This window comes from Paenibacillus residui (assembly GCF_042677205.1).
GTDB lineage: Bacteria > Bacillota > Bacilli > Paenibacillales > NBRC-103111 > Paenibacillus_L > Paenibacillus_L residui.
Window position 1 is genome coordinate 16,358 of record NZ_JBHTIU010000019.1, and the last position, 22,172, is coordinate 38,529.

19 protein-coding genes, 1 pseudogene and 1 other annotated feature are annotated in these 22,172 nt (G+C 51.4%); of the genes and pseudogenes, 6 read left to right on the top strand and 14 right to left on the bottom strand.

The genetic code is table 11. The features are described from left to right. Positions 1 to 67: 67 nt before the first annotated feature. Entirely contained in the window at positions 68 to 877 is an 810-nt protein-coding gene (gene nadE, locus ACFQ03_RS05630; RefSeq protein WP_379286671.1) for an ammonia-dependent NAD(+) synthetase, read from the bottom strand. 217 nt (positions 878 to 1,094) lie between these two features. Between nadE and ACFQ03_RS05635 the strand changes: the two genes are divergently transcribed. Then, positions 1,095 to 1,835, top strand: coding sequence for a tyrosine-protein phosphatase (locus ACFQ03_RS05635; protein WP_379286673.1), 741 nt, complete (start codon positions 1,095 to 1,097; stop codon positions 1,833 to 1,835). A 53-nt stretch (positions 1,836 to 1,888) separates the two neighbouring features. Here the strand turns inward: ACFQ03_RS05635 and ACFQ03_RS05640 are convergent, their stop codons facing one another. The 3 genes from ACFQ03_RS05640 to ACFQ03_RS05650 form a co-directional block, all read right to left on the bottom strand. Beyond that, complete coding sequence (locus tag ACFQ03_RS05640; protein WP_144934433.1) at positions 1,889 to 2,323, bottom strand: BrxA/BrxB family bacilliredoxin; 435 nt, start codon at positions 2,321 to 2,323, stop codon at positions 1,889 to 1,891. A 113-nt stretch (positions 2,324 to 2,436) separates the two neighbouring features. Next, on the bottom strand, positions 2,437 to 2,862 hold the full coding sequence (locus ACFQ03_RS05645) for a DUF3905 domain-containing protein (RefSeq protein WP_379286676.1): 426 nt from the start codon (positions 2,860 to 2,862) through the stop codon (positions 2,437 to 2,439). 15 nt (positions 2,863 to 2,877) lie between these two features. Then, positions 2,878 to 3,009 carry a hypothetical protein gene (locus tag ACFQ03_RS05650; RefSeq protein ID WP_379286678.1) on the bottom strand — a complete coding sequence of 44 codons (132 nt, stop codon included), beginning with the start codon at positions 3,007 to 3,009 and terminating at the stop codon, positions 2,878 to 2,880. 145 nt (positions 3,010 to 3,154) lie between these two features. On the opposite strand from ACFQ03_RS05650, the gene ACFQ03_RS05655 reads away from it, so the two are divergent. Beyond that, positions 3,155 to 4,417, top strand: coding sequence for a BaiN/RdsA family NAD(P)/FAD-dependent oxidoreductase (locus tag ACFQ03_RS05655; RefSeq protein ID WP_144934429.1), 1,263 nt, complete (start codon positions 3,155 to 3,157; stop codon positions 4,415 to 4,417). Between the two features lie 346 nt (positions 4,418 to 4,763). On the opposite strand, the pseudogene ACFQ03_RS05660 reads toward ACFQ03_RS05655, so the two are convergent. The 3 genes and pseudogenes from ACFQ03_RS05660 to ACFQ03_RS05670 form a co-directional block, all read right to left on the bottom strand. Then, a pseudogene (locus ACFQ03_RS05660) lies at positions 4,764 to 5,971 on the bottom strand (chromate transporter). Positions 5,972 to 6,195: 224 nt separating this feature from the next. Further along, a complete protein-coding gene (locus tag ACFQ03_RS05665) occupies positions 6,196 to 7,803 on the bottom strand; it encodes a copper resistance CopC/CopD family protein (RefSeq protein WP_379286680.1) in 1,608 nt (535 codons plus the stop codon). Between the two features lie 278 nt (positions 7,804 to 8,081). After that, on the bottom strand, positions 8,082 to 8,429 hold the full coding sequence (locus ACFQ03_RS05670; protein WP_144934423.1) for a hypothetical protein: 348 nt from the start codon (positions 8,427 to 8,429) through the stop codon (positions 8,082 to 8,084). Between the two features lie 358 nt (positions 8,430 to 8,787). Here ACFQ03_RS05670 and ACFQ03_RS05675 point away from each other — a divergent pair, with 358 nt between their 5' ends. The 3 genes from ACFQ03_RS05675 to ACFQ03_RS05685 all read left to right on the top strand — a co-directional run bounded on the left by ACFQ03_RS05675 (position 8,788) and on the right by ACFQ03_RS05685 (position 11,372). Next, complete coding sequence (locus ACFQ03_RS05675) at positions 8,788 to 9,288, top strand: sigma-70 family RNA polymerase sigma factor (protein WP_379286682.1); 501 nt, start codon at positions 8,788 to 8,790, stop codon at positions 9,286 to 9,288. Next, positions 9,285 to 10,478, top strand: a complete 1,194-nt coding sequence (locus ACFQ03_RS05680; protein ID WP_379286684.1) for an anti-sigma factor — start codon at positions 9,285 to 9,287, stop codon at positions 10,476 to 10,478. Before ACFQ03_RS05675 ends, ACFQ03_RS05680 begins: the two co-directional genes overlap by 4 nt. 75 nt (positions 10,479 to 10,553) lie before the next feature. Then, positions 10,554 to 11,372: an SDR family oxidoreductase gene (locus ACFQ03_RS05685; protein WP_144934417.1), complete on the top strand. Its 819-nt coding sequence runs from the start codon at positions 10,554 to 10,556 to the stop codon at positions 11,370 to 11,372. 124 nt (positions 11,373 to 11,496) lie between these two features. On the opposite strand, the gene ACFQ03_RS05690 is transcribed toward ACFQ03_RS05685, so the two are convergent. The 7 genes from ACFQ03_RS05690 to ACFQ03_RS05720 form a co-directional block, all read right to left on the bottom strand. Then, a complete protein-coding gene (locus tag ACFQ03_RS05690; protein WP_379286686.1) occupies positions 11,497 to 12,417 on the bottom strand; it encodes a type II toxin-antitoxin system PemK/MazF family toxin in 921 nt (306 codons plus the stop codon). 76 nt (positions 12,418 to 12,493) lie between these two features. Then, on the bottom strand, positions 12,494 to 15,580 hold the full coding sequence (gene ileS / locus ACFQ03_RS05695) for an isoleucine--tRNA ligase (RefSeq protein WP_379286688.1): 3,087 nt from the start codon (positions 15,578 to 15,580) through the stop codon (positions 12,494 to 12,496). A gap of 40 nt (positions 15,581 to 15,620) precedes the next feature. Continuing rightward, on the bottom strand, positions 15,621 to 16,886 hold the full coding sequence (gene ilvA / locus ACFQ03_RS05700) for a threonine ammonia-lyase IlvA (RefSeq protein ID WP_379286690.1): 1,266 nt from the start codon (positions 16,884 to 16,886) through the stop codon (positions 15,621 to 15,623). A gap of 146 nt (positions 16,887 to 17,032) precedes the next feature. Then, positions 17,033 to 17,299 (bottom strand) — a binding site (T-box leader). A gap of 59 nt (positions 17,300 to 17,358) precedes the next feature. Then, the gene (locus tag ACFQ03_RS05705) at positions 17,359 to 17,748 is read right to left on the bottom strand and encodes a hypothetical protein (RefSeq protein WP_379286692.1); all 390 of its coding nucleotides are present in this window, start codon (positions 17,746 to 17,748) and stop codon (positions 17,359 to 17,361) included. A 117-nt stretch (positions 17,749 to 17,865) separates the two neighbouring features. Next, positions 17,866 to 19,089 carry an ABC transporter permease gene (locus tag ACFQ03_RS05710; RefSeq protein ID WP_379286694.1) on the bottom strand — a complete coding sequence of 408 codons (1,224 nt, stop codon included), beginning with the start codon at positions 19,087 to 19,089 and terminating at the stop codon, positions 17,866 to 17,868. An 85-nt stretch (positions 19,090 to 19,174) separates the two neighbouring features. Then, complete coding sequence (locus ACFQ03_RS05715; RefSeq protein WP_379286696.1) at positions 19,175 to 19,927, bottom strand: ABC transporter ATP-binding protein; 753 nt, start codon at positions 19,925 to 19,927, stop codon at positions 19,175 to 19,177. Between the two features lie 156 nt (positions 19,928 to 20,083). After that, on the bottom strand, positions 20,084 to 21,010 hold the full coding sequence (locus tag ACFQ03_RS05720; protein WP_379286698.1) for a LysR family transcriptional regulator: 927 nt from the start codon (positions 21,008 to 21,010) through the stop codon (positions 20,084 to 20,086). Between the two features lie 141 nt (positions 21,011 to 21,151). Here ACFQ03_RS05720 and ACFQ03_RS05725 point away from each other — a divergent pair, with 141 nt between their 5' ends. After that, positions 21,152 to 22,171, top strand: coding sequence for an alpha/beta fold hydrolase (locus ACFQ03_RS05725; RefSeq protein WP_379286700.1), 1,020 nt, complete (start codon positions 21,152 to 21,154; stop codon positions 22,169 to 22,171). The last annotated feature ends 1 nt before the right edge of the window (position 22,172 follow it).

The following is a 22,172-nucleotide window of genomic DNA, read 5'->3' on the forward strand; positions in this document are numbered from 1 at the left end:
GTGCTAAAGACCAACAAATTTGCAGGTCCTGCAGAGGATTTTCATCGAACTGATTCCACCGAACTTATTAAATGCCGGGGATCTTCTCCCGTTTATGCTTCGTACGGAGGTAATGCTTCTCTAGCTTCTCGGCGCTGGCCGGGTCAATCTCCTTACCTTCCAGGTAGCTGCTGTTATCCTCATACGAGACGCCCAGCTCCTTCTCGTCGGTCTGTCCTTCCCACAGTCCGGCTGTAGGCACCTTGTCGATGACGCTGCGCGGAACACCGAGCTTCTCGGCCAGTTGACTGATCTGCCGCTTGTTCAGCGAGCTGAGCGGGTTGATGTCGACCGCACCGTCCCCATATTTGGTGAAAAATCCGGTTAGTGCCTCAGAAGCATGATCGGTGCCGACAACGATCAAATTCAGCTCGAAAGCCAGGGCATACTGTACGACCATTCTTGTACGGGCCTTGATGTTTCCTTTGCCCGGAATGCTGATATGTTTGTGAATTCCAAGCCCCTTCAGGCTGTGTTCGACCTCCAGGGCGATTTCATCCACCGCCTCCTCAATATTCGTCTCCGTCTTATATATCAAGTCGAACGCCTGCGCTACCGCGTAGCTGTCCTCAATATCCTCCTGCCGGCCATACGGCTGGAAAACTCCGAGGGTCATATATTCCTTACCCTCCTCCTGCGATAATTCGTCCGTTGCCTGCTTGCACAGACCGGCGGCTACCGCGCTGTCCAATCCTCCGCTGATCGCTATGAGCAAACCGGAGGTCCCGCTATCCTTGACATACCTCTTAAGAAAATCCACTCTCTTGCGGATTTCCGCATCCACATCTATGACCGGCTGTACTCCGAGTGCTTCAATAATTTGACGCTGCAACGACATGGCCACTTCACCCTTTCCCTTTCATTTCAATAAATGGATTCAAGCACCGCATTTATCGGCTTGCTTTTGTTTCTCTGCTATCAGTTTAACCTTAGTTTGCGGAAAGCGCCCGCCAAAATCAAGTGGATTTTTGCCTGTACTTTTGTTAGGATGACAGAAAAGACCCTGGTAGCATAGAGTCAATGGATAACATTCCATAATAGAGAGGAGAATCAGGATGATTGATATCCATTGCCACATCTTAGACGGTGTAGACGACGGGGCGAGCGACCTGAAGGAATCTGTCGCCATGGCCAGAATAGCTTATGAAGACGGTGTCCGCCATATTGTGGCCACTCCCCATTTCAACACAGTGTACCATGTCCCTAAATCCGTGACTTATCATAAAGTAAGACAGCTTCAGGATGCGCTGGAGAAAGAGGGCCTTCCGATCACCGTATCCTGCGGCCACGAAGTGACGCTTAAGAGCGCCGAGCAGTTCTATCAGCAGACGGAGAATGAAGAATACTGGCACTTGGACAGTGATAAAACCTTTATTCTGCTGGAGCAGCCCTGGGCGAATTATATGCCGGATTCCATTGAGGTCATTGACTTCCTGATCGCTAAGGGAGTAAGACCGATCATTCCCCATCCGGAAAGACACGGATTCTTCCGGGAGATGCCGGCCTTGTTAACCGGTCTCATCGAACGGGGAGCCTGGACCCAGGTATCGGCAGACAGCCTAGCCGGCCGCAATAACGAAGATGCCAGGAAATTCGCTCTATGGCTGCTGGAGAACGACCTCGTTCACACACTGGCTTCCGATGCCCATAACGTCCGGCGCAAGCCTAATGTCGGAGAAGGCTACCGGATCATCGCCGAGCATGCCGGGGAAGCCAGGAAACATGAAATCATCGAACGAATGAATCAAATTATCCCCGATGACGGGCAAGCAAATAAAAATCCTGTTACGGCTTAACCGCCTAACAGGATTTTTGGTTACCTTTTTAGTCTAGCTTTAAAACGCGCCTATCACCGGCAATATTTATCGAAGGCTTGAGTCAGATCGTTCGCGATCATCTCGGCGGAACGGTCTTCAATCTGATGGCGCTGGATGAAATGGACCAGTTCCCCGTCCTTAAACAGGGCAATGGAAGGAGATGAAGGCGGATACCCGGTAATGTATTCGCGGGCCTTGGCCGTCGCTTCCTTATCCTGCCCGGCAAATACGGTGAAGAGATGGTCCGGCTTGGCATCGTGCTCGAGAGCTCTAGCCACTCCCGGACGGCATTGGCCCGCGGCACAGCCGCACACCGAATTGACGACAAGCAGCGCAGTTCCCTTGGCGTTCTCCAAGTTCTCGACCACTTCTTCCGGGGTCCGCAGCTCCTTCACACCGATTCGGGTCAGTTCATCCCGCATCGGCTGAACCATATCTCTCATATATGCGTCAAAGGACATTGACATATCGTTCACTCCCTATATGCTAGTGTATAATCTTTATTTATTATACCGCCCCGGGGAGTGAATGCAAAGGCAGTCTTTGCAGGAAGCCCGGGCTTTGCTCGGCCCATCCTTCCTTATTCTTGTTCTTGCCCGTTTTTTCGCTTCCCTGAATCCTCTTCCGGCTCCCCCCTGCCAAGATTGAACTTGTAGGCGGAGTTTTTGTCAGGATGCATGAAAATCCCGCTTTGCGGAGGAATGCCTTTCTCAAAGTAATCGCGATTCTCATTCGAATGAAACCCGATATCTTTGAACGGATGGACCCATTGATCCCCTGCCATCACTGCCGGATCGGTGTCCGTTGTCCACTGCTCCAGCGGGGAATTCTCGGATTCATAATCATGGTCTCCGATAACCACTCCGAACGAATTGACGAATGGCTTCCGAGGACCGCGTCCCTTGCGGAATTCCTGCAGAAAGTTTATTTCGAATGGATCGAGGTCTTCTTGTCCTGTCTGATCCCTTATCGATCCCTCGTCCATCTCCTGTTTACGTTCATCCATCTTCTTACCAACCTCCTAGGTAGATGGGCGATTAGGTCCGTCCAGCTTCTTGCCGCGAGCCATCTCCATCTCCTGCTCCTTACTGCGCCGCTCGTTCTGCTTTTCCTGCAGCTGCTGTTCCTTGGAGTTGTTGGATCGGTTCTTCATCGTCATCGCTCCTTTCTGCCAGTATTATGTGCCAACCCTATGCGATTTATCAGCCGCTTGAAGAAGATTCATTTCTATTCCTAAGGCCTTTAAGGTACAATATAACGGTCTACAAGTTCTGAAGTGAAATGAGGTTCGTAATGGAATGGACTATGATGTAATCGTCATTGGAGGAGGTCCTTCCGGCTTAATGGCCAGTATTGCCGCCGCCTCTCACGGGGCGCGGGTGCTCGTTGCGGATAAGGGAAACAAGCTTGGCCGCAAGCTTGGAATTTCCGGAGGCGGCCGATGCAATGTAACGAATGCGAAAGACATAGATGAGATCATTCTTAATATTCCGGGGAACGGGCGGTTTTTGTACAGTGCCTTCGCCGAGTTCAGCAACAAGGATATTATTGCCTTCTTCGAAGGCTTGGGAATTCCGCTTAAAGAAGAGGACCGGGGTCGAATGTTTCCGGTATCGGACCGGGCGCAAACCGTAGTGGATGCCTTGATCCGCAAGGTTCGCAGCCTCGGAGTCGACATTCTCGTCAACCAACCGGTGGAGCGCGTGCTCTACAAGGATGGGAGAACCGCCGGAATCCGTCTGGCATCAGGGCAAGAAATACGGTCGTCCTGCGTCATTATCGCTACAGGCGGCAAGTCGGTGCCGCATACCGGAAGCACCGGAGACGGGTATCCGTGGGCGGAGGAAGCCGGGCATACCATCACCGAATTATATCCGACCGAGGTGCCCATAACGTCTGGTGAATCCTTCATCCAGAGCAAGGAGCTTCAAGGGCTGTCCCTGCGTAATATTACTCTTTCCGTTTGGAATGCCAAAGGGAAAAAAATCATTACCCATGAAGGAGACATGATTTTCACGCATTTCGGCCTGTCCGGTCCGGCAGCGCTTCGCTGCAGCCAATTCGTCGTCAAGGAGCTTAAACGCTCCAACAAGACGACGGTCACTCTGACCATCGATCTCCTCCCGGAGCAAAACGCCGGGCAGCTTAGCGATGAATTGCTGGCACTGGCGCGGAAAGAATCCAGGAAAGCGATCAAGAATGTCCTTAGAGAGAGGCTTCCGGACAAAATGATTCCCCTTCTATTAAAGAAGGCGGGCCTTCGCGAAGACGTTACCTATGATCACCTTCCCAAGCAGCCTTGGGAGGAGCTTGTCCGGACGATCAAAGCCTTCCCCGTCGAAGCGAATGGTACGCTGTCGCTTAAAGAAGCATTCGTTACCGGGGGAGGCGTCCATCTGAAAGAGGTTGATCCGCGAACGATGCAGTCCAAGAAGATGCCCGGCCTATTTTTCTGCGGAGAGGTGCTGGACATCCATGGCTATACGGGGGGTTATAACATTACGGCGGCCTTCGCCACAGGCTATACCGCAGGCAAGAACGCCGCGGCTGCCAGCCGGTAGTAGCCTCCTAGGTTCGCGCGGAGGCTTGGACGGGGACGGACAACGTCCTTTTCTTAAGATCCGATAAGTAGTCGCCGAACCGCGCCGCCATAGGGCCGTTCTTGTCTTCTCCTCAAGAGGAATTAGTTAAAGTTGAAAAAAGACCCGCAATTGTGCAGGTCTTTTTCATGGTTTTGCTTGAAATCGGCCAAAGACATGCAATTGTGCAGGTAAATTCCGCCATTTTACTTGAATTTCGCGATTTTACGGTGAAAGACCTGCACTTTTGCTCGTCTTCTTCAATGTTGGCGCAGGAGCACTAGCGCCAGCACCGGTGCCGCACCAGTGCACCATTTTCAGCGGATGATTAGAGCAGGGACAGCCCCCAACCGGCGAGCGCGGCGAACGCTACCACCATCCAGGGCGGAAGCTTCCCGTATACCAGGAGAGCGAAAGAAGCCAGAGCCAGGCTGAAATCAGCGGAAGTATGAATCGAGCTCGTCCATACCGGGTTATAAAGGGCAGCCAGCAGTATGCCTACCACCGCCGCGTTCACCGCTGCAAGCATTCCTCTGGCTGCGGCATGACGGCGGATGCGTTCCCAATACGGCAGCACCCCGATCACGAGCAAAAAGGCGGGCAGGAAGATAGCGAGAGTAGCCACTATCGCTCCCCACCAGCCATTCGCTACCGTCCCCAGATATGCCGCGAAGGTAAACAGCGGACCGGGCACAGCCTGTGCAGCCCCGTAACCGGCGATAAACTGCTCCTGCGTGATCCAGCCTGCGGGAACTACTTCCCTCTCCAGAAGCGGAAGGACTACGTGCCCGCCCCCAAACACGAGCGAGCCCGAGCGGTAGAAGCTGTCGAACAGAGCGAGCGTGTCCCAGGCAAGCAGCGCCCGCAGCACGGGCAGCAGGACGAGCAGCAAGCCAAACATAGCCAGCGCTACCGCCCCGGCAGTTCTGCTGATCGGTACACGGGAGAAGGGACCGGGCTCCCCGTTATTCTGCCTGTACAGCACCCAGCCTAGTCCGCCCGCGGCGGCCAGCAGAAGGAGCTGGGTCCAGGCGGAGGGCCACAGCAGAGAAGTGATCGCAGCCCCGAACAATATGGCTATGCGACCGCGGCCGGTGCCAGACTTTTTCCCATCCCGAGCACCGCCTGCGCCACCACCGCAACGGCTGCAATTTTCAACCCGTGAACCCAGCCTGTATCGGCCCATCCCAAGCCTTCAACCGCATAAGCGAACAGAATCATAAGCAGGACAGAGGGCAGAGTAAAGCCCAGCCATGCCGCCACAGCCCCGGTCCAGCCTCCCCTCATCAGGCCGATTCCAATGCCGACCTGTGAGCTTGCAGGTCCGGGCAGAAACTGGCATAACGCGACCAGATCCGCATAGCTGCGGTCATCCAGCCATTGTCTGCGCTCAACATACTCATTGCGGAAATAGCCCAAATGGGCAACCGGTCCCCCGAAGGAGGTCAGTCCCAGCTTGGCCGAGACTTTAGTTATTTCCCATATCGAAGCCCAGGCGGGCTGCCTGGTTTTCCTGCGGCCTCGGTGATGCTCCACCCTACTTCCCCCATTCCTAAAAAAACTCGCCAAAATTCCTTATGGCGCTAATCATATACCACATCAAGCAAAACAAGGATAAACGGCTTTCGCCGTCCTTTGGACAGGCGCGTTTACCGATGAAATATAAGAACAGGTATAAAGTAAAACTTAAACTTTCTTATATTTTTTGAAAACAGCCCGAGCTCGCCAATGAGCGGTTCGGGCCATTTTTTAATCTAACCTTAATAAACTTTCATCGATTTCTCGTACTCCTTCTTCTCCCCATTCGCCAAAGTGACTCGTACCTCTACGGTCCATTCCCCGGAGAATGCCAGCGAGGAGCCCTCGTAACTATATACATACTGTGTATATCCGGGAAACCAGCCCTGTTCCTTATTGGCGGAAGCCGGCTGCAGCGGAATCGGGATCGGTTCAATTCCGTCTTCGTTAATATGCTTAAGAATCATCTGAACCTTCTGCGGCTCCTCCTCTTCCTTAGGAACCCAGACTTGAAGGGTGAACGTGTTGCGCGCTCCAGGTATATTCGGAGCAATCTTGGCCGTCATATGGAGCTCTTCCCCCATCTCATGCCAGTTCAATGGCTTGTTGGGGGGCAGCGGATTCAGAGCAGTCAGCACTCCGACAATGGAAACTATCGCTACCATAAGTCCGATTTCGATTTTGACGGCCGTCATTAAAGAACTGAATTTCTTCTTCTTAATAAAGCGTCTGACGATAATCCCGGCTCCAATCACGATGAGCACCAGACTTATCTTGATCAGCAGCGCGGTTCCCCACTGGGTATACAGCAAATAAGCAGGGTTCGGAAGGAACAGGAGCAGAATGAACACGCCTGACAGAACGAGCAATATCATGCTGTCCAGTGCCAGGAAAGAAAATTGCGGCAGAAACTGCAGAGCATGCTCTCTGTTCCTGCGCCAATGCGCCGTAAGGTATAGCAGTCCCCCGACCCAGACGGCCGCAGCCAACAGATGGATCAGATCGATCAGCACCGCATTCTTGCCGTCTACCAGGCCATTGGCGTGGCCGGTGAAGCTCTTGGCTGCCAATAGCAGCACAAGCCAGGCCGCATCGGCCAGCCTGGAACGATGCAGAATAACAAATCCGAGCAGGGACAAGCCGATGGATACCATCCATGAAATGGCCTTGGAGGTCCCGATGAATGAAGTGAGGTTCTCCGTCGTCCATTCTCCCAATGCGGACGGCAGCTCCACTGCGACGAGCAGGATAAGCACCAGAAGATAGGCCCGCTGCAAGCCTAACGACCACTTCCGGTCAATCTGGGCGACCGATTCGGGTGTCCTGCGATAAAACAATCTCCAGAATACCCATCCGGTCAAGCAAAGCAAGCTAATGTAATAAAGTATTCTGATGAGATAAGCGGCATATTCTAGCAGCCCCATCTTCCAGGAAAGCTTGCCGGAGCCGCTTAATGCCGATCTCTGGGCCGCCAATTGGGCGGGATCCGGCTCTCCGATGGTGAATACGTAAGATCCGGCGACGGTATGACCATCCGCGGAAGAAACGCGGTACGTGACGGTGTACGTTCCATTCTGAAGCTTGGGCAGCCCGACACTAAGCTCCTGCCTGTCCTCGCTCAAAACTGCTTTCTCACGGGTGACTTCGTTCTTGCGGTAATCCACCACTTTGATCTGCACGTTAGGCTCCAGCGCCTGATTAAACGTAAGCACAATCCTTTCCGGAGATTCCTCCAGCTGGCTATCCTCTCCGGGAACTGCCTGGATCAAGGATGCATGTGCCGATACCTGCTGAGGCCATATAAACAGCATCAGCAGCGCTATAATTAACCAATGCCTTGCTTTAAGCAATTGCTTCGGTCCCCTTCCTGCCTTTATCTAGTCTGAATGTTACAATAAATTCGGCTAAATGCACAACGATTTTATATTGGAGAAAAGTGCATGTCTTACGCCTATCTCTTCACCATATCGAATGACGCCCACGAACGGTATGGCCCATTAGGGCTATAATCATGAACTTTTAATGGCAAAACAAAGAGCCAAACCGGGATATGCCGGTTCGGCCTTCTTGTCAATCACGCCTTGTTCCAGGCTGATGGATTATCATTATGATTATCTTTCATCCAATCTTATACGGTAAGCGTCATTATGATACCTTTCTTCGTCTTGCCCAGCTTCAAATGATTCCAAATGCCGGGCTTGTCCGAAATGACCTCAATGAGTTCCCCGTTATCATCATATACGAAGATCACGTTGTTGCGGTCAAACTCGGTATCACATTGAACGCAGTACCAATGCTTAATCGATGAGATGAAATTAACGTTATGTGTTTTCTGGCAAACCGGGCATTTCTTAGCCTCTTGCTTCTGTTTCCTTCTTCTCGATCTTGTGGATGCTTTCGCTTCCTGAGGCTTTGCCGCAGATTTTACATTAAATTTATCCAGCCAGGATTTGACGGTTTGTGGTGTGGTGATCATCATCCTTTCCTCCCTTGCATTGAAAATGCCAAAGACAATTTCAACTGATTTCTTATAAGGATACATTGCTTACCTTAATTTGAAATTAAAAAAATGTGACTAAAAAGTACACATTTTCTTAAAAATTTATTAAGTTTTTAAGATTTTCGGCACATTCGGCGATTTCTTTAAGTTTTTTGCAGCTTTTCAAAAGTTTGTACTTATACAGAATATCGTAGTCAGAGCTTTTTCACAATAGTTTGGTTAAAGACACCGTCACTCCTTCCGGCCGACGATATTCTAAAGGCGGTTGCAAATTGGTTAAACGGGCTGTAACTTTTACCAATCTTAAACGTGTATTGGGTGAAGGGGGGAGTCAATGAAACGAAAATCGTTGGACGAAATCTATCAACTATACATGAAAGACGTGTACCGTTATTTGCTCTCCCTTTCCTGCGACCATCATACGGCTGAAGATTTGGTCCAGGAAACCTTCTATCGGGCGTATTTGTTCTTGGAGCAGTGCCGGGAAGACAAAATCAAACCCTGGCTTTTTAAGGTGGCTTATAACGCATTTGTTGATTTCAAGAGAAAAGAAAAACGAAGCGATGCAAAAGAAGCCGGTTATTTTGAACAGCTTTCCGATGCCGGCACCCCGGAAACGGAAATCATGCGCCGGGAATATTGGGGAGACATTGAACGGACGATTGCCGGTCTGCCCGACCATCAGAAGCAAGCGATATTGCTGTACGATTTTCACCAGTTGTCCTATAAAGAAGCCGCCGGCATTATGGGAGTCAGTTTGTCCCATTTTAAAATATTGCTGTTCCGGGCGAGGCAAAAACTGCGGCTAAATCGAGAAAGGAATGATGTCGATTGAGCGAGCGCTTTAAACAACAACTGAAAGATTACGCCGAAGGCAAGCTTTCAGCCGAAGAAAAGGCGGAAATGGAGAAAGAGCTGGAGAAGATGGAGGCTTATCAAGCCTATTTAGATGAAGTCATGGGCGAAGAAAACCGGGTGGCCGGGCAAGAACCCCAGCAAGATGAGAGTGATCCCCACGCGGCCAAAAGAGAAAGAAGGATCATTCAGAAAGGGAAATGGCGCGCCCGGATCAGCAATGCATTCACGGTACTGGCGATTTTTATAATCTTCTCGATCGTCAGCTCCCTCATTACTGCACTGTATTTCGGCACAGGCTCTCCGAACCGTGCTGAACTATATCGAGACGTTATTCGTTCGGCCGTAGCTGTTAGTCAACCCAATGTCTCGTTAAATTTAAGCTTTAATACCAACGCATATTACAACGTCGATTTCAAAGGCCAACTGAACAAACAGATCGGCGATGCGCGCATCAATATCGGCGATTTTTCCATGAATATGTTTCTTGGCCTGCCCCGCAGCAAAGACGTTGTATGGCGAACGGAAACGGAACCGCAGCGTTTCGTATTTGTCGACCCGAACCGGACTAAACTGTATCAGGGGGAAAAGAAGAAGAGTGCGGAATCGGGGTTTGCGGGAGAATGGGTGACTCTGGATAAGCTGCCTGAAGGTACGGTGGCGGAAGCTTTTCTTTCCCTGGACCGATTTTATTCGACTGAGGAGCTTCTGAAGATGTTCGATGGCAAAAATATGTCTCCGGAATGGTTCGCCGTCTATACCGGAGATGATTCCGGAACCATGAGTCCGATTGGCTTTCCCTATTATCCGATGTGGCACCATGACGATTGGACCATGACCGGTCAAACGGTAGAGAAACGCGGTCTGTTCGGAAAAACTGTCTCACGGGGGTATTCCGCCCCTCCGGTCGATTCATTGGACGGCAAGATTCGGAACGAAAATTTTATGAAGACACTGTACTTGCTGCAGAAGTATAAAAGGATTGCGAATTATGTGGCGTTTGATCTGAATTTAGATGCACGGATTTCCTACCTTGAAGAGAACGGAATCCAATTGTATGGAGTTGCTGTTACCGGGCCGACCAAAGAACTGTTAAAGCTGCGGGACGAAAACTGGATCGCTTCGATACAACTGGGCGAAGTCCGCTTATGGAACTGGAATGATCGTTAGCCGCCGTCCAAGAATAAATCCATCCATCCAAGGAATATTAAAAACGGATTTCATATTCAATGGAGGAGGGATTTCATGGCGGTTACTGAAGCCATAAACCAGGCAGCGGCCGCGCTGCCCCGGCTCAAGGATCAAATTGCTGTCGTTACGGGGGCGGGCTCCGGAATCGGGCGTGCGGCCGCGTTGAAACTAGCGGAGCACGGAGCGAAAGTATGCCTTGTCGATTTGAAGAACAACCGCAGCGAAGCCGTCGAGCAGCAGATTAAACAGGCGGGGGGCGAAGCGGTCTTCGTGGATACGGACATTTCCGACCCTCAGCGGGTCCAACAAGCCATCCGGGCAGCAGCCGACCAATGGGGGAGGATTGACATCGTCTTCGCCAATGCGGGAATTAACGGCACCCTGTCCCCTATCGAAGACCTGACCCCCGAAGATTGGGATCAGACGCTAGCGACGAATCTGAAGGGTACTTTCTTAACGGTCAAATATGCCATTCCGCATATGAAACAGAACGGGGGCAGCATCATCATTACAAGCTCCATTAACGGCAGCCGCAAGTTCTCCGGCTTCGGCATGTCCGCTTACAGCACGTCGAAAGCGGGACAGCTCGCCTTTGCCAAGATGGCCGCTCTGGAATTGGCGCGTTATAAGATCCGGGTAAACGTCATTTGTCCGGGAGCCATTCAGACGAATATACAGGAAAATACCCATCCGACACCGGCCGTAGAAGCTATTAAAATTCCGGTTAACTATCCGCAAGGCAATCAGCCGTTGGAGCATGGGCCGGGGCAGCCGGAGCAGGTCGCCGATCTGGTCCTGTTCCTCGCCTCTAACGAATCCAGCCATATAACCGGTACGGAAATATTCATTGATGGCGCCGAATCGCTTCTTTAAACCGGAAAATGCCGCGAATTCGCGGCATTTTTTTAATGTGTCCGTATAAAAGCTTATATAGCAAAGCAGCAAGCGGGCATCAGACGTCGGGTGCTTCCATTGGCAGAGCGAGCCCTATTCTTGCTTAACGCCCATAATAGCGCTCATAGAGCTCCAGCGCTTCCGCTCTCTCTTCATCATTGCCGTAAAACAGGTTTTTAAGCAGAGCCTTCTTCCTTCTAATAGAAAATGGCTTTCGGGGCTGCAGCAGCGGAAGCTCCTCTTCCTTGACATCGTTCCATAGCCGATAGATCAATACTTCCGCATTGCGGTCATACCGGATCAGACGTGATGGCCGGAAGCGCAGCCCGGCAAATAACGGCAGATTCTCGGGCATGGCCGGACCGCACTCATCCCGGACAAGCGCCTCCAGCGTCCGCTCATTCTCGAAGGTCACCGCAATCGCCTGGCATATGCGTGTTTCCCAGGCCGGATGAAGCTTCCCGTGCCGGGAAGTAATTCTTTTGCGGGAAATTCTCGTCAAATCCGACACCAGCAGGGTGGTTTGGCCTTGCGGAAGTCCGCGAAGCTTCCCCACCGTAAAGACGTTGGCATATTCCGTCTTGCGCTGGCTGGTGGCCGGGATGACGGTAATATCCTCAAAATACGGATTATCCTCCCATACCACCGCATAGTGCCCCCCGCTATATTCCGATCCGACACCCGAAAATTTGCAGTGGACGATATCCCTCCGCTCGTAATGGGGAGTAAATTTGCCTCGGGCATCTTTAGCGAGCCTCACCTGCTCGCATTCCGAAAATAAACGCAGCTTAAACCATAAGGAGTTTATGTTTGGTGTATATTCGCCCTCCAGGAAGGGGGCTGCCGACGGCCCGAACAGCATTGGAGCGGGCAGTCCCATCGCAGAAGACGCTTCCTGGGTCTTTCCATTTGGGGGTCCGTTCTCATGAAGTACGCTTGAAGCTTCGCTCATGAACCCGTCAGGCATTCCGAACGTATTATACTGCGCCTGATGATCCCCTGTCGGAAACAGCGAATGATCCACGGCCACCGGCTCCTTTCTTTCCCTGCTCGCCAAGATGTGCTTTTCAGAGATTTAGTTTGCCGGCAGACCGTTCTCTTTATTCAATGGAAAAGGCAATTCTCCCATGGTCCGTTGGAACTTCCTCCATCCCCTCGGCGCGGCGAAACTCCAAATCGGATATAAGGACGCCTTCCCTTAACACTTGCTCAAAACGGCGAACAGCCTGTTTTCCTTCGTCATCCCCATCAATAACCAGTCGAATCCGCTTGTCGATGGGCAGCTTCATTTTTTTCCGCTGATCCTGAACCGCCCTTACCAGCTCGCGTACGGCTCCCTCCTGCACAAGCTCAACGGTGAGGCGGGTATCGAGGGTGACGGTGATCCCCGCTCCGGATGCGGAAGCAAAGCCTTCTTTGGGAAGCTGATCCACCAGCAGCTCATCCAATTCAACCCTCATCGCTTCCCCGTTTTCCATCCATTCGAAGAAGCCCTTACTCAGTCCCTCCCGAATCTCGTCGGGGCTTAAGTCCTGCAGACGCCGTTGTATTGCCGAGGCCGCCTTGCCGAATTTGGGACCGGCCATTTTCCAATTCAGCTTGACGGTATAGTCTACGAAGCGCTCCAGATCATCGGATCGTTGAACGGTCTTCACATTGATTTCTTCCGCAATGGTTTCCTCATAGGCAGCAAGATCGAAGTCGTCGGCCAGTGTCACCGTAAGTCCGGATAATGGCTGTCTCGTTTTGATCCCGGTATCGTTGCGAACACTACGGGCCAACTCTACAATCTTGCGGGCAGTTCCCATCCCATGCTCCAGACCGGGGTCGACCTGCGCTTCATCATATACGGGGAATGGCGCCAGATGGACGCTGGACTTCTCCCCTCCCAGATTGAGGTACAAATCTTCCGCGATAAACGGGGCATACGGAGCAATCAGCCGGCTAACCGTCAGAAGAACGGTCCGCAATGTCTGGTAAGCGGAAATTTTGTCCCTGGTCAGGCCGCTTCCCCAGAAGCGGTCCCGGGAGCGGCGGATGTACCAATTGCTCAGTTCATCTATGAACGCTTCTATAGTTTTGGCCGGATTGAGGAAATCATAGCCTTCCAATCCGCGTGCCGCCGCCTGAATGGTGCTGTTTAGTCTGGAGAGAATCCAGCGGTCCAGCGGGTGGTCCGGCCGCAGCGCTTCGTGCTCTTCATGGCGGAACCCGTCGATTCCGGCATACAGCACATAGAAGGAATGGGCGTTGGTGAGTGTATCGATCACCTTCGATTTGGCTTCCGCTACAAGCTGCTTCGAGAATCTTTTGCTGTTCCACGGAGCGCTGTCAGCCAGAAGAGCCCAACGGAACGCATCGGCGCCGAATTCCTCGATCACTTCCCAGGGGTCCACGACGTTGCCCTTGCTCTTGGACATTTTCTGACCATTCTCGTCGAGGATATGTCCCGTAGACATGACGGCTTTATAGGGAGCCCGGCCATTTAACAGAGTAGAAACGGCCAGGAGACTGAAGAACCATCCCCGGGTCTGATCAATTCCTTCGCAGATCATATCGGCGGGATATTGTTCTTCGAATACCCGCTCGTCACCGAACGGGTAATGGTACTGGGCAAAAGGCATCGATCCGCTGTCAAACCAAACATCGATCACTTCGGGGGTGCGCTCCATCTCCCCGGAGCATTGCGGACAGCTCAATCTGATTTCGTCCACGTACGGCTTATGCAGCTCGATATCCGTCCCCAGAGGGGCCGCTGCACGGCGCCGCAAATCTTCCCGGGACTCCGGTGCGTATTCGCAGCCGCAATCACGGCACAGCCATACATTCAGAGGGGTTCCCCAGTAACGGTTGCGGCTGATGTTCCAATCCACCAGCTCCTCCAGAAATTTACCGAACCTCCCTTCCCTTATATGGCCCGGATACCAATCGACCTGCCTGTTGTTTTCTATAAGTTTCTCTTTGACGGCTGTTGTCTTGATGAACCAGCTTTCCATCGCATAATAAAGCAGCGGAGATTTGCAGCGCCAGCAGAACGGATAGCTGTGCTCGTAGCGCTCCTTGGAAAACAGCAGGTTCCGGGAGGCAAGGTCCTTCACGATATCGATGTCGCAATCTTTGACGAAGCGGCCGGCGAACGGCTGCACAGCCTCCACATATCGGCCGGAGGAGTCCACGACCTGCAGCATGCTGATGCCGTTCTCCTGGCAGGCCCGGTAATCATCTTCCCCGTGTGCCGGAGCGATATGGACAATCCCCGTTCCATTCGCATCGCTGACGAAATCGGCTCCTATAACGATATGGCCCTGTTCGACCGAAGCGAAATCGAAGGGAGGCCGGTAAGCCGTCCCGATTAATTCGGAACCCCGGTGTACCGACAAAATCTCATAATCGCCGTTCATAACTTGTGCGACACGATTCTCGGCCACGATGAACACCTCATCCCCCTGCCGGACTCTCGCATAGGAAAGCTTGGGATTAACCGCCAGTGCCGTATTGGCCGGCAAGGTCCAGGGAGTGGTCGTCCATGCGAGGAAGAGGTCGCCCGTCGTCTTGGAGGCAAATTTGACCGTGGCGCTCAAATCCTTGACTTCCTCATAGCCCTGCGCGACTTCATGGGAGCTGAGCGATGTCTGACAGCTTGGGCAGTATGGGCTGACGCGGTGTCCTTTGTAAAGCAGCCCCTTCCCATGAATCTGGGACAAAATGAACCAAACACTTTCGATGTAATCGTTGGTCAGCGTCACGTAGGGGTTATCCAGATCGGTCCAGTATCCGATGGCCTCGGTCAAATCCCGCCACTGCTTCTCATATTCGAAAACGCTGGCCTTGCACCGGTCCACGAATTTCGCTACGCCATAGCGTTCGATTTCCTGTTTGCCCGAGATCCCCAGCTGCTTCTCAACTCCAAGCTCTACCGGAAGCCCGTGTGTATCCCAGCCGGCTTTGCGGACGACCCGGTAGCCCGTCATCGTCTTGTAGCGGCCGATAAAATCTTTGATGACCCTGCCGAGCACGTGCCCGATATGCGGCGCTCCATTGGCCGTTGGGGGCCCTTCGTAGAACACAAAATTCGGCCGGCCGGCTGCCTGTTCTACGGATTGGGCAAACGTGCCGTTCTTTTCCCATTCCTTCAGGATTCTTCGTTCCCGTTCTCTGGCTTTTTCCTTTACGTCCACCGGTTTCATAAACGTTGTCCCCTTTCTTCTTCCAATCCATAGGTCCCGTTCAGATCAACAGATTGAACAGAACCGGGTCTTTGTTCAGCTCGACGTATTGGAAGCCTTTCTTCTCCATTCTGTCGATAAGAGGCTTGTAGTCCTCCCGGCTCTTCAATTCAATTCCGACAAGCGCCGGCCCGTTATCCTTGTTGTGCTTCTTCGTATATTCGAAGCGGGTAATATCATCGTTCGGACCAAGCACATCATCCAGAAATTCACGTAATGCCCCTGCGCGCTGCGGGAAATTGACGGTAAAGTAATGCTTCAAGCCTTCGTAAATCAGAGACCGTTCTTTAATCTCCTGCATCCGGTCAATATCGTTGTTGCCCCCGCTCACAATGCAGACGACATTCTTGCCGCGGATTTGCTCCCGGTACAGGTCCAGTGCGGCAATGGCAAGGGCGCCGGCCGGCTCGGCCACAATGGCATTTTCATTGTACAAATCAAGAATGGTGGTGCAGACCTTGCCCTCCGGCACCAGCAGCACATCATCCAGCACCTCTTTACAGATGGCGCTGGTCAGCTCCCCTACCCGTTTGACCGCGGCCCCGTCAACGAATTTATCGATGTTATCCAGCGTAACCACTTCGTTATTCGCTATCGCCTGACTCATGGAAGGAGCCCCGCTCGGTTCCACACCGATCACCCGGGTTGCGGGGCTGATCGTCTTGACGTAGGTGCCTACCCCGGAAGCCAACCCGCCGCCGCCAACGGTAACGAACAGATAATCGACGGCACCGTCCATGCTCTCCAATATTTCCATTCCGACGGTTCCGTTGCCCGCTACAATCTGGGGATCATCGAACGGATGAATAAAGGTCATGCCGAATTGTTCACAGGTTTTTATCGCTTCGGAGTAGGCGTCATCGAAGGTATCCCCGGTCAGAATGACTTCTACGTATGGGCCTCCGAACAGCTTCACTTGCTTGACCTTCTGCCTTGGGGTTGTGCTGGGCATAAAGATTTTCCCCTGAATCTGCAGAAGATTGCAGGAATAAGCCACCCCCTGGGCATGGTTTCCTGCGCTTGCGCATACGATTCCGCGAGCCAGATCCTCCTCCGGCAAGGTACGGATCAGATGATAAGCCCCCCGGATTTTGAAGGACCGGACGACCTGCAGATCCTCTCTTTTCAAGAATACATTGCACTCATAGCGGTCGGACAAAATCTTGTCCCTCTGCAGCGGGGTTCTCACAATCACTTCTTTCAGCACATGATGCGCATAAACGATGTCTTCCATGCCGACCGCTTTTTTCGTGTTCGATTTGTTCATTATTTTTGGCCCCTTCCTTTTCCTTCCAAGGATTGTTACTTAATAAATGTTGCAACGGACTTCAAACCGGGCTGCAGAGCCGGAGCTTGAGGAGCGTGTTCAACAGAATTTAATTGCATCAGCAAATAAAAAAAGCCCCGCCCCAACAAAGGGACGAGACTTTAGCTCGCGATACCACCCTAATTCCGCCGTGCCTGCTCCAATAATATACGCAAACAAGCACTGCGACACTCTGCAACGTACCATCATACGCGTTCCTTGTAACGGCGGACTCCCGGTAAAGCTTACTACGAACGTTCAGCTTTACTTCTCTGAGATGATTTTCAGCTATGTTCTGAACATTGGCTTTCAGCGGCATGCCAACTCTCTGGGGAACAAAATCACAGCCTACTCTTTCTCTTCAACGAATTTATCAGAAAATTAATTTAATAATAGTTATACCTCGTTTTATTTTCGTTGTCAATGCCCGGGTTTACAGATGGACCCCTGCGGAAAAATGGTTATAATCTTCCCCGGACGGATCGAACGGCTCTTGTTCTTCGTCCCCTGGAGTGACATCCGATAATAGCGCCCCATCCGAATGAAGATATTGCTCCGGCCAGTCCTCGTTCACGGTATGAGCAGGAATAGGGACCTCATCCATGTCATAGGCCGAGGCCAGCACCGTTTCTTCTTGACCGTTCTGCGTTTCCCGCAATCGGCCGCCATATGCCTGGGCAATTTCCAATGCGGAGGTAAGATCTCCTTGCTCAATCTGAATATGGACTACCGCTTTGCTTTTATAACCCAGCTCATTCAGCATATCGCAAGCCTGAGCGGCCGATCCGGGCTGATCGAACTCAAAGGCAACGGTATCTTTCATTAAGATCAACTCCTAAGCATGGTCGTAGTTAATGATAGGTTAACCTTTAGGAAGAAGCTTAATACCCCCATTTATATCGGCCGTTCTTAATCCTGTACTTGATCCGGATTTTTCCGGTTATTTTTCAAACATCGTCAGGACACCCGCTGCCCAATAAGCGAACATCCCTCCAACGGGCAGCAGCAGCAGAGCCCCCCACCAGGAAAATAGAGCCGCTCCCATCACCGCGCTGATCACCGCAAAACCGGGAATTACCGCCAAGCCCACCGATTTGCGGGCCGCCTCGCGAATCACTCCGTCCTTCCACGGGAACATTCCGAGCAAGGGGCCGGACCGGGTCTCTTTCGCCGCAAGCTTCACCATGCTCGCCAGCAGAAATGCCGCCGCCAGCCAAAGCACCCATTTCATCGGGTCAGGCAGGGTCAGCATGGCGAAGGAACAGACGGAAACCAGCTGAATGTACAGCATCACCGACGATCTGTTCCGGAAAAATAATTTAATCCCCGCCTCGGCCAATCCGTTAACTGAGGTTCTCTTCTTAAACAGCCGGTTGGAAGAACGGAACAGGAAAGGGCGTTTGCGGCTGGATTTCGGCCGGGCGGGAACGGAGTAAGCGAGAATAAAGCCCGCCAGCAGCATTTTCGCTTCGTAATCACTCTTGATATCCTGTTGGATCGTCCTCAGATCCCCTACCTTGCTCCGCCATAGGATCTGTCCTGTTAATACAAGCACAAGGGATATTAGAAGAGCCAGCGGCTGAATCGGCAGAAGCCAATAACTGACGGAGATATAGACAGCACAGAAAATGACGAACCAAACGATATGCAGCCAAAGATTTCTCAAGCCCGGATACCTGCTGTCCAGCCATTTCTGAATGAGCTGCAAATTCCATTTGCTTAGAAAGGTAAAGATACCGAGCCAAACGACATACGGAACATTAACCGAAAAAATCCGTATCAAAAAAGGAGCCAGCAAAGCCATTAAGAGGGCCGTCAACAGGAACTGTTTCGTCAGACTGTAGATCAGTCCCGTTCTCCGGAGCTCCCTGATCCAGTGAGGATGCTGCAGCAAAATCAACTGGTCGGCATTTTCCAGAAAAAATCGGAGCTTACCCGAACAGACATATAAAAACAGTACGAAAGCACATAGCGGGAAAGGAATGAAGGCGAACCAATCCGGAGGGGACGATATCCAGGTATAATATTGCAGCCCTGCGAAGAACAGCGCGGGAATGACAATATACAGCGCCACAGTCCAGTCCACGGCCTGCCTTAGAGCTTTCCACTGAAATCCGGCGTTCTCTTTAATTCTCCGCCTAACCAATAGCTTCGGTGTGATCATGGTATCTCTTCTCCTGTTTCGGACAGTCCTGATCCCTTTCAGGTTATTAGGCCGCCCTGTATCTATAACAATTGATGATTCGGGTTCACAATAGGGAGTTGAAGCATTCAAAGAGCGTTTCGCCCGGCAGCCCGCATTGCTGCTGAATCGATTCCAGATCGCCCCGGGCGGCCAATCGCCCTTCATTCATAAGCAGGAAGGAATCGCATATCCTCTCCGCCGTATCCAGCACGTGTGTCGACATTAACACACCGGCGCCCTGCTTGCGTTTCTCATTCAGCATATCGAGAAAATCTTTAATCGCCCGGGGATCCAGCCCTATGAAAGGCTCATCCACGATATAGAGGGCGGGCTCGTGCAGAAACGCCAGGATGAGCATGACCTTCTGCTGCATCCCCTTGGAGAAGCTGGACGGGAGATGATGGCGGACCTCCGTCATTCTGAAGGTGGCCAGCAGCCTCTCCGCCCTTGCCTCGAATACGTTCTGATCCAACTCCCAGGCGCTGGCGGCCAGCTCCAGATGCTCCCACAAGGTCAGTTGATCATAGAGAATCGGCTGCTCGGGAATATAAGAATAAGTTCCAGCCATCGAAATTTCGCCGTGGAAATCCTGGAGGAGGCCTAACATAGCTTTTACGGTCGTGCTCTTACCGGCCCCGTTGGGGCCTATCAGTCCAACTAATTGCCCGGGGCGGATGGAGAATTGAATCTCTTTAATGACTCCATCCCGTTCAGCGTATCCTGCCCGCTCTATGTTAACCCGTAACAGTTCGTCCGGATTGAGTGGTGAAGTCCTGACCGATTCCTGTGTGGATATGGATGTTTGTTCGGTTTGCATGGCTTCCCTTCTTTCCTTCAAGATAAACCGAAACCGTTTTGCTTATAATAGCCTCGCTAGAAGCTTTCTTTTATTACTCTATTACGTTATCCGGATGCGATCCGTTTCAAGCTTCCCAATTAAGATCTATAGCATTATAGCCCCTATAGGCCGTTTTTAACGCTTCACAATTTCCATTTCACTTTTATTCCTCTCCTCTATAGCTAGAACCTCCCTTGCTGCTTCTATGAAAGATAAGATGATAGGTGAAAGCCATTTGTCTTTATGCCATAACATCTGTGTATACACGTGCAGGTCCGGAATTTGCCAAGGAAGAGCAACAAGATCGCCCCGTTCAACTTCGGCCACCGCTGTTACTTCAGGAAGAAAGGCGATACCGATTCCCGTAATGGCACATTGTTTAATGGCTTCGGCATTATGAAACTCTAAATACGTAATACTATCAATGCCCTCTTTCTCAAATTGCCGGTCAAACATGGTTCGATAGGGACAACCCTTTTCATTCGTAAGGAACACTTGTCCGTGAAAATCCTCCAGCCGCAGTACATCCAGTTTCGCGAGTGGATGGTCTGGAGCGACGAATAAGCGGAAAGTTTCTTCCACCAGCGGCTCCACTGCAAGTCCGCTTGAGCGAATGGATTCGTCCAGCATAAAGACGACATCCGCGGTTCCCTCAAAGAGCGTTTGCTTGAGCTCTTGATTTGGAACGGAACGGAAGATGAGACGCACTCCCGGATGGCGCGAACGAAATAGGTGAAAGACAACAGGAAGCCGGTAGGCGCAAAGAACCTCGTTGGCACTTATCGTTAGGGTGCCGCTTAAATCTTCATTGTCATGAACGACGCTGCGAGCTTCGTCCAATTTGTTTAGCACGCCTTGGATATGAGGTAATAAGCGTTTGCCTGCGCTTGTCAGAACGAGCTGCTTGCCCAAGCGGTCAAAGAGACGAACACCTAGCTCATCCTCCAATGCTTTTATTTGCATCGTGACATTGGAGGGGACATAGTTCAGCACTTCCGCAGCCCGACTGAAATTTAAAGTGGATGCAACCGTACAGAACGTAATCAGTTGGCGCAATTCCATCATACGATCCCCTTTCACTTTCAATATAATTGAACATTAGATTGAATTCTATTCACTTTTATTGAGACTATCACAGATCTATACTAACAACAAGAAAGACATTCCAGAGGTATGTTTCATTTTGAAGGGAGAGACAATACGATGGATTATGAGATTTTTGATTTGGGTGACGTAACCCTGCAATCAGGAGTGACATTACCAAGCGCTTTTCTTGCTTATAAAACTTATGGAAGATTGAATGAAAAGAAAGATAATGTCATCGTCTATCCAACCGCTTTTGGCGACCAGCATCCTCAGAATGAATGGTTGATTGGAAACGGCATGGCACTAGATCCGCAAAAATATTTCATTATCGTTCCCAATCTGCTTGGCAACGGATTATCTTCGTCTCCCAGTAACACGCCTCCCCCATTCGACCGGGCTAATTTTCCGCAGGTAACCATCTATGACAACGTTAAATTCCAGCATCGGCTGGTGACCGAAAAATTCGGCATTCAAAAAATCGCTCTCGTCGTTGGATGGTCAATGGGAGGCATTCAAGCATTTCAGTGGGGGGCAAGTTATCCCGACATGGTGGAACGAATTGCGCCTTTCGCCGGAATTGCCAAGACCTGGCCTCACACGTATGTTGTTCTGGACGGGATGAAAGCTGCGCTCATGGCTGCAGTAGGCTTCGATTTAAGTAAACTAAATCAGTTGACTTCTGCAGATATGCGTGCCGTTGGTCGTGTCTATGCGGGATGGGGCTTATCGCAGGCATTTTACAGAGAGGAACTTTATCGTGAGTTGGGATATGACTCTTTGGAAGATTTTGTGGCTGGCGTCTGGGAAGATAGCTTTATGAAGATGGATCCGCACAATGTATTGGCCATGTTGTGGACAGGGCAAAATGCCGATATTAGTGCAAACCCGACCTATAACGGAGATTTCGATAAGGCACTCAAGAGCATTAAGGCGCTTGCCTGCATTATGCCGGGGAGTACGGATCTCTTCTGCTCAGCGGACGATAACGAATACGAGGCTAAACTTATACCTAATGCTGTTTTTAATCCGATCGATTCGGTCTGGGGCCATATTGCCGGTCGTGGAATCCACAGTGCCGATAATCAATTTATTGATGAAAACCTAAAACGCTTGTTGTCGCTTGTTACAAACGGATAGT

Coding starts and splice junctions, on each gene's coding strand:
- ACFQ03_RS05670 (WP_144934423.1), bottom strand. CDS start 8,429: ATGATCACCACACCACAAACCGTCAAATCCTGGCTGGATAAATTTAAT.
- ACFQ03_RS05710 (WP_379286694.1), bottom strand. CDS start 19,089: ATGATCACACCGAAGCTATTGGTTAGGCGGAGAATTAAAGAGAACGCC.
- ACFQ03_RS05650 (WP_379286678.1), bottom strand. CDS start 3,009: ATGAAGAACCGATCCAACAACTCCAAGGAACAGCAGCTGCAGGAAAAG.
- ACFQ03_RS05645 (WP_379286676.1), bottom strand. CDS start 2,862: ATGGATGAACGTAAACAGGAGATGGACGAGGGATCGATAAGGGATCAG.
- ilvA (WP_379286690.1), bottom strand. CDS start 16,886: ATGAACAAATCGAACACGAAAAAAGCGGTCGGCATGGAAGACATCGTT.
- ACFQ03_RS05655 (WP_144934429.1), top strand. CDS start 3,155: ATGGACTATGATGTAATCGTCATTGGAGGAGGTCCTTCCGGCTTAATG.
- ACFQ03_RS05705 (WP_379286692.1), bottom strand. CDS start 17,748: ATGAAAGATACCGTTGCCTTTGAGTTCGATCAGCCCGGATCGGCCGCT.
- ACFQ03_RS05640 (WP_144934433.1), bottom strand. CDS start 2,323: ATGTCAATGTCCTTTGACGCATATATGAGAGATATGGTTCAGCCGATG.
- ileS (WP_379286688.1), bottom strand. CDS start 15,580: ATGAAACCGGTGGACGTAAAGGAAAAAGCCAGAGAACGGGAACGAAGA.
- nadE (WP_379286671.1), bottom strand. CDS start 877: ATGTCGTTGCAGCGTCAAATTATTGAAGCACTCGGAGTACAGCCGGTC.
- ACFQ03_RS05720 (WP_379286698.1), bottom strand. CDS start 21,010: ATGGAATTGCGCCAACTGATTACGTTCTGTACGGTTGCATCCACTTTA.
- ACFQ03_RS05685 (WP_144934417.1), top strand. CDS start 10,554: ATGGCGGTTACTGAAGCCATAAACCAGGCAGCGGCCGCGCTGCCCCGG.
- ACFQ03_RS05675 (WP_379286682.1), top strand. CDS start 8,788: ATGAAACGAAAATCGTTGGACGAAATCTATCAACTATACATGAAAGAC.
- ACFQ03_RS05725 (WP_379286700.1), top strand. CDS start 21,152: ATGGATTATGAGATTTTTGATTTGGGTGACGTAACCCTGCAATCAGGA.
- ACFQ03_RS05635 (WP_379286673.1), top strand. CDS start 1,095: ATGATTGATATCCATTGCCACATCTTAGACGGTGTAGACGACGGGGCG.
- ACFQ03_RS05715 (WP_379286696.1), bottom strand. CDS start 19,927: ATGCAAACCGAACAAACATCCATATCCACACAGGAATCGGTCAGGACT.